Genomic DNA, 11,793 nt, shown 5'->3' with positions numbered 1-11,793 from the left:
CACACCTTGGGAAGACTTCGTACAGTGAAGCGGATGGCAACTATCCTTGCATCCCGTACGAACCATAACGCCAAAGGTCCATAACCCAAAAACTGGCTGTCGGACATTAAACGCGAGTTACTGACAAAAGCCTTGAGAAATCATTCATGAATAAGCTGTGTTTATTAGGTTTGCTGGTCGGTATGGCCAGTCAGTCGGTGATGGCCCAGACCGCTGCCGCCACGGACAATACAACGCTTCAGGCCAAGAATGCCTTCATCGGCAAACTCATGAAAAAAATGACTCTGGACGAAAAGATCGGTCAGTTACGACTCATCAGTATCAGTTCGGAAATGCCACAGCCGCAAATTCTCAAGGAAATTGCTGCCGGAAGAATCGGCGGCACGTTCAACTCCATTACCCGCTCGGAAAATCGTCCGCTGCAGGAAGCCGCAGTCGCCAAAAGCCGTCTGAAAATTCCGATGTTCTTTGCCTATGACGTGGTTCACGGTCACCGGACCATTTTTCCGATCAGCCTGGGCATGGCCGCCAGCTGGGACATGGACGCCATCGCGACGATGGGCCGGGTCTCGGCCAAAGAAGCCAGTGCCGACAGCATCGACATGACTTTCGCCCCCATGGTGGATATTTCCCGCGACCCTCGCTGGGGCCGCAGCTCCGAAGGCTTCGGTGAAGACACCTACCTGGTGTCACGCATTTCCGACGTGATGGTCAGGTCCTTCCAGGGCAAGAACGTCGCAGCCAGCGACAGCATCATGGCCGCCGTCAAACACTTCGCCCTGTATGGCGCGGTAGAAGGCGGACGCGACTACAACACCGTGGACATGAGCATGACGCGCATGTACCAGGACTACCTGCCGCCCTACAAGGCCGGCATCGATGCCGGCGCCGGCGGCATCATGGTCGCACTCAACTCGATCAACGGCGTGCCGTCGACCTCCAACAAATGGCTGATGCAGGACCTGTTGCGCAAGGACTGGGGCTTCAAGGGCGTGACCATCAGCGACCACGGCGCGCTCAAGGAGCTGATCGACCACGGCGTGGCCAAGGATTTCCGCGAGGCCGCCAAGCTGGCGATCAAGGCGGGCGTTGACCTGAGCATGAACGACGCGGCCTATGGCGAGCAGTTGCCCGGTCTGGTGAAAGACGGCGAGGTTTCCATGAAGGAAATCGACAACGCCGTGCGTGAGGTGCTGGGTGCCAAGTACGACATGGGCCTGTTCGCCTCGCCTTACGGTCGCATCGGCGTCGCTGCCGAAGATCCGGCCGACACCTATTCCGATGACCGCCTGCACCGTGCCGAAGCTCGCGATGTAGCGCGCAAGACGCTGGTGCTGCTGAAAAACCAGAACGAGACACTGCCGCTGAAGAAGCAAGGCACCATCGCAGTGATCGGCGGACTGGCGCAAAGTCACCTCGACATGCTCGGCAGCTGGTCGGCAGCAGGTCGTCCCAACCAGTCGGTGACAGTGTATGAAGGGCTGGCCAACGCGGTCGGCGACAAGGCCAAGCTGGTTTACGCACGCGGCGCCAACGTCAGTGACAACGAACACGTCCTCAACTACCTGAACTTCATCGAGAAGGAAGTAGAGATCGACCCGCGTCCAGCGCAGGAAATGATCGACGAAGCGGTCAAGGTCGCCGAGCAGGCCGATGTGATCGTTGCCGTGGTCGGTGAATCGCGCGGCATGTCGCATGAATCGGCCAGCCGCAGCAGCCTGAATATTCCGGGTAAACAGCGCGACCTGATCAAGGCGCTCAAGGCCACTGGCAAACCACTGGTGCTGGTGCTGATGAATGGCCGTCCGCTGGTTCTGGTCGATGAACAGGAACAGGCCGACGCCATGCTCGAAACCTGGTTCCCGGGCACCGAAGGCGGCAACGCAGTGGCTGATGTGCTGTTCGGCGACTACAACCCGTCGGGCAAGCTGGCCATGACGTTTCCTCGCTCGATCGGTCAACTGCCGGTCTACTATGCGCACCTGAACACCGGCCGTCCGTATCACGAAGGCAAGCCAGGCAACTACACCTCGCACTATTTCGAGGAGCCCAATGGCCCGCTGTACCCGTTCGGTTATGGTCTGAGCTACACCCAGTTCGACGTCTCGGACATCACGTTGTCGGACGCCAACATGACGCGCAAAGGCAAGCTGACGGCCAGCGTGACCGTGAAGAATACCGGCAAGGTTGCCGGTGCAACCGTCGTGCAGTTGTATCTGCATGACGTAGCGGCGTCGATCAGCCGTCCGGTAAAAGAACTGAAGAACTTCGAAAAAGTGATGCTTGAGCCCGGAGAAGAAAAAGTCGTGACCTTCACCCTCAGTGAAGACGACCTGAAGTTCTACAACACCGAACTCAAGCACGTGGTGGAACCTGGCGAATTCAAGGTCATGATCGGCCTGGACTCGCAAGCAGTGAAAGAAGCGACCTTCAATCTGTTGTAAACCCTGCGCGTGGCGCGTTCGTGAGCATTCGCTCGGGAACGCGCCAGCAGGGTTCAATCAGGCTGCGACATGACGCTCAAGCATCGCTACTGGCGCATTACCCTGTACGTGCTGCTGATTCTGGCCGGTGCAGCCCTGTGCGCCGGGCTCGCGATGCGTCAGGCGCAGCGTCACGCAATGTCGGAAGACGCCGCGCGTGCCGAAGGACAGCTGGCACTGTATGCCAATACCCTGCACACCCTGATCGAGCGCTATCGCGCCCTGCCCTCCGTGCTGGCGCTGGACCCGGAAATTCGAGCCGCGCTGAGCGGCCCGGTGACCGGTGAGGTGCAGAACGCACTCAACCTCAGGCTGGAAAAAATCAACAGTGCGGCTCATTCGTCGACGCTGGAATTACTCGACCGCCATGGTCTGGCGATTGGCGCGAGCAACTGGCGTACGCCCAATAGCTATGTCGGCCACAACTACGCTTTTCGACCCTACTTTCTGCAAACCCGCGCCAAGGGCACCGGGCGCTTTTATGCGGTCGGTGTGACCACCGGAATTCCGGGGTACTTTCTGTCCAGCGCGGTCTTGAACGATACCGGTGGCTTCATGGGGGCGATGGTCGTCAAGCTGGAGTTCCCCAGCCTTGAGCAGGAGTGGGATCAGGGTGAGGATCTGCTGCTGGTCAGCGATGAGAAAGGCATCGTGTTCATCGCCAATCAACCAGGCTGGCGCTATCGCGAGCTGCTGCCGATCTCGGTGGAAGACCGTGCCACCCTGTTGCGCACCCGCCAGTACGACAAGCAGGTATTGTCACCGCTGCGCAGCCGGGTCATCGACAGCTTCAGCGAAAACAGCCATTTGAGCCATGTCGACGGCCCGGACGGCACCACGGATTATCTCTGGCAGTCGCTGCCCCTTGTGGATGAGAACTGGACCCTGCACCTGCTGCGCAAGCCGCCCGCCTCCAGTGAGGACGTTCGCAATGCAGGGCTGGCCGCCGCAGGCATCTGGCTGGCGCTGGTATTTCTGGGCCTGTTTCTCTATCAGCGCTGGCGACTGGCGCGATTAAGGGAACGCAACCGGGATGAACTGGAGCGTCTGGTGCAAGCGCGCACGCGTGATCTGCAAACCGCGCAGGACGGTCTGGTGCAGTCGGCCAAACTGGCAGCGCTGGGGCAGATGTCGGCAGCGCTGGCCCACGAAATCAACCAGCCGCTGACCGCCCAGCGCATGCAACTGGCAACCCTGCGACTGCTGCTCGATCAGGGCCGCATCGATGAAGCCTGCAAAGCGCTGGTTCCAGTCGATCAGCAACTGACGCGTATGGCCGCCTTGACCAGCCATCTGAAAACCTTCGCGCGCAAGAGCCCAAGCGGCCTGCGCGAGAGGCTGGACCTGGCCACGGTGGTCGATCAGGCTTTGCTGTTGCTCGACCCGCGCCTGCGCGAGGAACACGTCGACTGCGTCCTCCATCTGGCTCGCCCGGCATGGGTGCGCGGCGACGCCATCCGCCTGGAGCAGGTGCTGATAAACCTGCTGCGCAATGCACTGGACGCCATGCGCGAGTGCCGCTCAAGGCGCCTTGAAGTGCGCATCGACGCCGTCGACAACCAGTGGCGGCTCAGTGTCAGGGACAACGGAAGCGGGATCGCCGCGGAGAATCTGCCCGACATTTTCGATCCGTTCTTCACTACCAAACCGGTGGGCGACGGCCTGGGCCTTGGCCTGGCTGTGTCGTACGCCATCATTCATGAACTGGGCGGACAACTGACGGCGCAAAACCATACGGACGGCGCCGAGTTCTGGTTCAGCTTACCCAACGACTTTCTGGAGGCCTGACCCGGCATGTTGAATTCGGTCATCGTGGTAGACGACGAGGCGCCCATTCGGCAAGCCGTCGAACAATGGCTGACGTTGTCGGGGTTCGAGGTACAAGTCTTCGCCCGCGCCGAAGAGTGCCTGGCACACATACCGGAACACTTCCCCGGCGTCGTGCTGTCCGATGTGCGCATGCCGGGCATGAGCGGCCTGGAGCTGCTGACCCGGTTGCAAGGCGCAGACCGCGACCTGCCGGTCATCCTCCTGACCGGCCATGGCGATGTGCCGATGGCCGTGGAGGCGATGCGTGAGGGGGCCTATGACTTTCTGGAAAAACCCTTCAGCCCGGAAACCCTGATCAGCAACCTGCGGCGCGCCCTCGAGAAACGCCAGCTGGTGCTGGAAAACCGCCGCCTGCATGAGCAGGCCGATGCCAGAACCCGGCTGGACGCCACGCTGCTCGGCGTATCGCCCGGCATGCAGACACTGCGCCGCCAGGTGCTGGAACTGGCGCAACTGCCGGTCAACGTGATCATTCGCGGGGAAACCGGCAGCGGCAAGGAACTGATCGCTCGCTGCCTGCACGATTTCGGGCCGCGCGCCGCCAGACCTTTTGTTGCACTCAACTGCGCGGCCATCCCGGAGCATCTGTTCGAAGCCGAGCTGTTCGGCCACGAAAGCGGCGCCTTCACCGGCGCGCAGGGCAAGCGCATCGGTCGCCTGGAGTATGCCGACGGCGGCACGGTGTTCCTCGATGAAATCGAGAGCATGCCGATGGCGCAACAGGTCAAGCTGCTGCGCGTTCTGCAGGACAAGCGCCTTGAGCGGCTGGGCTCGAATCAGAGTATCGACGTCGATCTGCGAATCATTGCCGCGACCAAGCCTGATCTTCTCGAAGAGGCGCGTGCCGGGCGCTTCCGCGAAGACCTGGCCTACCGCCTCAACGTTGCCGAGCTGCGCCTGCCGCCGCTGCGCGAGCGCCTTGAAGACATCGCGCAACTGTTCAGCCACTTCGCCCGCGCCGCCGCCGAGCGCGTGGGTCGGGAGCCGCCAGCGCTGGACGCAGCTCATCTGAGCCGTCTGCTCGGCCATGACTGGCCAGGCAACGTGCGCGAGCTGGCCAATGCCGCCGAGCGGCAGGCCCTGGGGCTGGAGCACGCCCTGCCGCAACCTGATACCCAATCGGCCGGGCACTCACTGGCGGCGCGTCAGGAAGCCTTCGAAGCGCAATGCCTGCGCGCTTCGCTGGCCCGTCATAAAGGCGACATCAAGGCGGTGCTCAATGAGTTGCAACTGCCGCGGCGGACGCTGAACGAGAAGATGCAGCGCCATGCTCTGGTACGCGAAACGTTCCTCGAATGAAGGCGGCGCACATTCCGTACAGCTTGTTCCGGCGATAACCGAACATTTCCCGCAGCGCCGGGTCTGCATACTGTTCACGGCTATATGAGGTCGTGATGGCTGGATACTTGCGAGGCATAATGACATCATGCCCACCTGGTTATTCAGCTCACTTTGACAGTCCGAAAGATGGGGCATTTTCTACCGTGAATACTCCCCTCGACCTCCCCTTGGGAGGCGGCGAAATGGGTCGGTTTATCCGAGAGACGGACTGGTCGACGTCCGCGCTGGGACCGAAGCAAGCATGGCCCGCAGCACTACTGTCTTCAATGAATCTGATGCTCAGTTGCCCGGACAGCATGTACCTGCTCTGGGGACCTGACTACACCCTGTTTTTCAATGACGCTTACTCTCAGGTCCTGCCGATTGCCGCCCGACAGGCGCAGGGGCAGCCCATTGCCTCGGTCTGGGGCGATGCCTGGGAAGCCGTACGGCCGCTCGCCGAGCAGGCACTGGCCGGACAAAGCCGCCGGTCTGACAATATTCAGCGCACCATCGTCCACAATGGCAAGCCCGAGCAGACCTGGTGGTCGCTGTCCTACTCGCCACTGTATGGCGATAGCGGCCTGATCGAAGGCGTGTTTTGCCGGGTCAACGAGACCACATTGCAGGTCATGGCCGAAGCCCGCCAGTCGGAGAACGAAGCGTTCACGGACCGCGTGCTGTCGAGCATCAACGACTGCATCAAGGTGCTGGACCTCGATTCGCGCCTGACCTTCATGAGTGAAGGCGGTCAGCACATCATGGAAGTCAGCGATTTCAACGCGATTCGCGGCTGCCCCTGGCCTGACTTCTGGCAGGACCAGGGCAATCTGGACGCCATTGCTGCGGTTGACGCGGCACGAGCGGGTCAGAACGCCAGCTTCACCGGCTCGGCGCAGACCCTGGCGGGCACCACCAAGTGGTGGCATGTGCAGGTCAGCCCGATTTTCGGCAAGGATGGCAAACCGGAGAAGATCCTCTGTGTCTCCAGGGACATGACCCAGCTCAGAGACGCTGAAGAAGCCCTGCTGTCGCTTAACGAGACCCTTGAACAACGCGTGGTCGAACGCACCCAGGACCGTGATCGCATCTGGCGGCTGTCGACCGACCTGATGCTGGTGGCGCAGTTCGACGGGATCATATCGGCAGTCAATCCGGCATGGACGCAAGCCCTCGGCTGGTCGGAAGAACAACTGCTCGACAGCCAGTTTCTGGCACTGGTGCACCCTGAAGACGTGGACAGCACGCTGGCCGCCATGAGCGGGCTGGAGAGCGGCCGCACGATTCCGCACTTCAAGAATCGCTATCGTCATCAGGACGGCTCGTACCGGACCATCTCCTGGACTGCCGTGCCGGACAAGCAATTCATCCATGCCGTCGGCCGTGACATTCAGGCCGAAGAAGAGGCCAATGAAGCGCTACGGCTTTCCCAGGACGCACTGCATCAGGCGCAGAAGCTGGAAGCCATCGGTCAACTCACCGGCGGCGTGGCGCATGATTTCAACAACCTGCTGACCGTGATCCGCTCCTGCAGCGACCTGCTGAAGTCAGCGAACCTTGAAGAGCACCGTCGTGTGAAGTACGTCGAGGCCATCTCCAGCACGGTCGACCGGGCCGCGCGCCTGACCGGACAGTTGTTGGCGTTTGCCCGCCGTCAGGCCTTGCAGCCGGAAGTGTTCGATGTCTGCAAGAGTGTGGCGCGCATCGGCGAGATGATGGACACGCTTACCGGCGCACGTATTCAGGTCAGCATCGACCTGCCTGCCGAGCCGTGCTTCATCTTCGCCGACGGCAGCCAGTTCGATACTGCGCTGGTCAACATGGTGGTCAACGCCCGCGATGCGATGTCCGGCGCGGGTAAGCTGGTCATCAAGGTTGAATGCGCTGCCCACTGCACTGCAGACCAGCCGGCCTCACACAGCGCGGGTGACTATGTAAAGGTATCGCTGACCGATACCGGCGCCGGTATTGCCAAGGAAAAGCTGGGCCTGATCTTCGAACCGTTCTATACCACCAAGAGTGTCGGCCAGGGCACCGGGCTGGGTTTGTCGCAGGTATTCGGGTTTGCCAAGCAGTCGGGCGGTGAAGTGCTGGTTGAAAGCGAGCTGGGCAAAGGCAGCCGCTTCACGCTGTGCCTGCCCAGCGCACAGAATCACGAAGTCGTCCAGGAAGACCATCGCCACACCCTCACCCCGTTGCCCGGGCTGTGCGTACTGATGGTCGAGGACAATCAGGACATCGGCACCTATACCCGCCCGATGCTTGAGCAATTGGGCTTTCAGGTGCTCTGGGTGAGCAGTGCCGCCGAAGCGCTGAAAGAGCTTTCCGGCAACCCGGAAAACTTTCATGTGGTGTTCTCGGACATCGCCATGCCGGGCATGAGCGGCCTGGAACTGTACGCCGAAATCGAAGCGCGCTATCCGTGGATGCCGGTGGTTCTCACCACCGGGTACAGCACTGAGTTCGCGACGATCGCTCAGGACGAAACACACCGCTTCGACCTGTTGCAGAAACCCTATTCCAGAGACGATCTGGCGGCGATTCTGCACAAGGCCGTGAGTCGTACCGGCGAGCACTGAGGGGATGGATTCGCATCAATTCATCACGCCAGCGGATTCACTGATGCCTGATACGCATGAGTGAATCCCGGCACTTCCGACGCATAAAACCAAGACAACACCGGTTGCCTTGATTCAGAATCACGCAAAACATCGCAACACTCTTAGAGCAGGGAGCATTTTCGAGATGATCGTCGGTATTGATCTGGGCACCACCAACAGCCTGGTGGCCGTATGGCGCGACGGCAGCAGCGAGCTGGTGACCAACGCATTGGGAGAAACACTCACCCCCAGCGTTGTCGGGCTGGACGACGACGGGCAGATTCTGGTCGGCAAGGCAGCCCGCGAACGCCTGCAGACCCACCCGGAAAAAACCGCCGCCCTGTTCAAACGCTACATGGGCAGCGCTCAGGAAATTCGCCTGGGATCGGCCACTTACCGCCCGGAAGAGCTGTCCTCGCTGGTGCTCAAAAGCCTGAAGGCTGATGTCGAGCGCGCGTTTGGCGAGCCTGTTACCGAAGCGGTGATCAGCGTCCCGGCCTATTTCAGCGACGCTCAACGTAAAGCCACGCGTATTGCCGGTGAGCTGGCGGGGCTCAAGGTCGAGAAGCTCATCAACGAGCCGACAGCGGCCGCACTTGCGTATGGCCTTCACCAGAAGGAAGGCGAAACCTCGTTTCTGGTCTTCGATCTGGGTGGCGGGACCTTCGACATCTCGATCCTCGAGCTTTTCGACGGCGTGATGGAAGTGCGTGCCAGCGCGGGCGACAACTTTCTGGGGGGCGAGGATTTCGATCAGGTCATGGTCGAGCACTTTGTGAACCTGCACCGCGATGAGCCGGACTTCCCGTCAACGGATCTGATTGCACCGGCCTTGCGGCGCGAAGCCGAGCGGGTGCGCAGGGCTTTGGGCCAGGACGGGAGTGCCGACTTCGTATTGCGTCACGCCGACAGGGAATGGCGAAAGACCATTACTCAAGAGCAAATGAGCGATTTTTATGCGCCCCTGCTCAACCGCCTGCGCGCGCCGGCCGAGCGTGCGCTTCGAGACGCGCGGATACGCGTCGCCGATCTGGATGAGATTCTGCTGGTGGGCGGCACCACGCGCATGCCACTGATCCGCAAGCTTGCCGCGAGCCTGTTCGGGCGCTTCCCTTCCATTGCGCTCAATCCCGACGAAATCGTCGCTCAGGGCGCAGCGGTGCAGGCGGCACTCAAGCACCGGGACGCAGCGCTGGAAGAGATCGTCCTCACCGATGTGTGCCCTTACACACTGGGGATCGAGACCATCACGCAAGTTGGCAATCGCTATGAAAGCGGTCATTACCTGCCCATTATCGAACGCAACAGTGTCGTACCGGTCAGCCGGGTAAAAACGGTCCAGACCGTCAGTGATGATCAAGAGCACGTTATGGTGCGGATCTTTCAAGGCGAAAGCCGCATGGTCAAGGACAACATCGCCCTGGGCGAGCTCATTATCCCGATCCCCAAGGCGAAGGCCGGCGAAGTGGCGCTGGATGTACGCTTTACCTATGACAACAACGGCCTGCTGGAGGCCGATGTGATGACACAGCTGACCGGGGAACGTCACAAGCTGGTCATCGAAAACAACCCTGGCGTGATGACGCCTGATGAAATACAGGAGCGCCTTCAGGTACTCGAAGCACTCAAAGTCCATCCGCGCGAACAGCAGGCCAATACTCATCTGATCGCCAGACTTGAACGCCTGTATCAGGAATGCCTGGGCAGCGATCGAGAACTTATCGATCACTGGACCACCCAGTTCCAGCATGTGCTGGAGACACAGGACGAGCGGCAGATCAGCGAAATTCGCAAGCAACTCAAACAGGAAGTCGACACGTTCGAGCAGGGCGCAAGATGATCGACTGTTGGTCAGTACTTGAGCTGAGTAACGATGCCGACGAGCGCAGCATCAAACGACAATATGCCCGGTTACTGAAGGTCAACCGCCCAGATGAAGACCCGGTAGCCTTCCAGAATCTGCGTGATGCCTATGAAGAGGCGCTGCAGCGGGCACGATCACGCGCAGATGAAGACGACCAGCCTGTCATGCTGCGCCAGCCCTTGCCTGAGCCCTCGCCTGCCCCCCTGCTGACAACGACCGTTGTCGAGCAGCCCGATGGCATGGACTGGCTTCAACAGGTCAGGCAAACCACTGCGCAGAACCTGCTCGAGCACCAGCAGCTCGCCATGGAGCATGGACAGGCAGAGCGCTTTCAACAACTGTTGCTGCTGGAGTGCCTGAACGACTCAGCGCGTCGTGTCGAGTTGATCAAAGCTGCATTTCAGCATCTGCGCTGGCTGACGGTATGGCAAAGCATTCACATCAACAGCTACCAGCAGCACGCCTTGGCCGAGGCGATATTGCGCGAGGCGTTCGAAGCGTTCAGCGCACTCATCGAGAGCGGGCAGCATGCACGCTTCATTGAAGAACTTCAGACGCTGGAGCAACAGCCCTGGCTGACAGAGCTGGAGCGTCGAGAGCATTTGCAATGCAGGTGCATGGTCTTGCTGATTGCCAGCCAGCATGTGACCTCTGACCTGCTGGAACAGACACGCGCGGTATTTGGCTGGAACCTGCAGCAAAACCTTCACCCCGGCCCCGAAGACCTCTGGCAGACGCTGCGCCAGCGATACGAAGAAGTGGAGTACGCCGAGCATCTGCAACGCCTGCTCGACGCCAAACCGAGCACTGCCGAAGGCAAGGCCGCGCACTTGATGTTCAAGCCGCCACGTCTGGCCGCGCGGATCCGTACCGCGGTCAAGCAAGACGCCTCGGTGTGGAACGCCTGCGCGCATATTCAGGAGCAGTTGGCCGTCCACTACCCCGATATCCTCAAGCGCTACCCCAAAGCAGACCTGAACGCCTGGAAACTCATGCGTGAGCAGAGCGACTTCACGCCGCTCATCTGGGTCTACATCGGCGCGTTTCTGCTGGCGTTGCTGGCACCCCCGCTAGCGCCTGAAGGCACGGAATACAATCCGGGAACGCGGGTCCTCGTGCTGTTCCTGACACCGCTCTGGACAACCGTCGGCTTCTTCATCTTTATCTGCGTATGGCGTCCGCTGATGATTCTGGCAGAGCCTGCCGATGCCTGGCTGAGCAGCAAGTTACTGCCCAAGGTGCTGAGCTGGCCCGGTGCCCAGGCGCTGCTCTTGCGGCATGGCCTTCCGTTTTTGTTTCTGGGCCTTGTCCACGTGCTTGATGGCCCACGCACACTGCTGACTTATCTGCTGCTGGCGGTGCTGTGGGTCGCCCTGTCACCTTATCGCTACCTGTTTCAGACGGCGCCTGCCCGGCAGAAGATTCGGCAGTTTTATGCAAGGCACACGATCAAGGTGATCATCGGCACGCTGAGCATCGTCATGGCGGCGCTGTTGATCTCCTCTAAAATGAGCGCTTGAGCGGTCTTTCTGTCGGCAATCGACCAGAACACCCTGCTGCGAGCGCTTCCATCGGCAAGAATCCGCTTACCCCAGCCGGGCAGATAAGCGGATTCTTGCTCATCAAAGTCGCCCGACCGCTCTAGAACAAGCCCTCATGGTCTGGCACAGCTCCTGCTATGTAACACGCAGGGCAT

At 60.5% G+C, this 11,793-nt stretch carries 6 protein-coding genes; all 6 read left to right on the top strand.

The window, feature by feature from the left end:
• The first annotated feature begins 146 nt into the window (after nt 1-146).
• The 6 genes from bglX (at nt 147) to LIX91_RS00680 (ending at nt 11,617) form a co-directional block, all read left to right on the top strand.
• Nucleotides 147-2,444: a beta-glucosidase BglX gene (gene bglX / locus LIX91_RS00705; protein WP_226487825.1), complete on the top strand. Its 2,298-nt coding sequence runs from the start codon at nt 147-149 to the stop codon at nt 2,442-2,444.
• A 69-nt stretch (nt 2,445-2,513) separates the two neighbouring features.
• Nucleotides 2,514-4,271 carry an ATP-binding protein gene (locus LIX91_RS00700; RefSeq protein WP_226487824.1) on the top strand — a complete coding sequence of 586 codons (1,758 nt, stop codon included), beginning with the start codon at nt 2,514-2,516 and terminating at the stop codon, nt 4,269-4,271.
• A 6-nt stretch (nt 4,272-4,277) separates the two neighbouring features.
• Nucleotides 4,278-5,612 carry a sigma-54-dependent transcriptional regulator gene (locus LIX91_RS00695; protein WP_226487823.1) on the top strand — a complete coding sequence of 445 codons (1,335 nt, stop codon included), beginning with the start codon at nt 4,278-4,280 and terminating at the stop codon, nt 5,610-5,612.
• A 224-nt stretch (nt 5,613-5,836) separates the two neighbouring features.
• Nucleotides 5,837-8,212, top strand: coding sequence for a PAS domain-containing protein (locus tag LIX91_RS00690; protein WP_226487822.1), 2,376 nt, complete (start codon nt 5,837-5,839; stop codon nt 8,210-8,212).
• 166 nt (nt 8,213-8,378) lie between these two features.
• Nucleotides 8,379-10,073, top strand: coding sequence for a molecular chaperone HscC (locus LIX91_RS00685; protein ID WP_024648714.1), 1,695 nt, complete (start codon nt 8,379-8,381; stop codon nt 10,071-10,073).
• On the top strand, nt 10,070-11,617 hold the full coding sequence (locus tag LIX91_RS00680) for a J domain-containing protein (RefSeq protein WP_103689401.1): 1,548 nt from the start codon (nt 10,070-10,072) through the stop codon (nt 11,615-11,617). The genes LIX91_RS00685 and LIX91_RS00680 overlap by 4 nt, the downstream gene beginning before the upstream one ends.
• Nucleotides 11,618-11,793 lie beyond the last annotated feature (176 nt).

The organism is Pseudomonas sp. B20 (assembly GCF_020515755.1).
Lineage (GTDB): Bacteria > Pseudomonadota > Gammaproteobacteria > Pseudomonadales > Pseudomonadaceae > Aquipseudomonas > Aquipseudomonas syringae.
The sequence above is the reverse complement of the archived record's forward strand: the minus strand, read 5'-3'. Positions and strand labels throughout refer to the sequence as shown.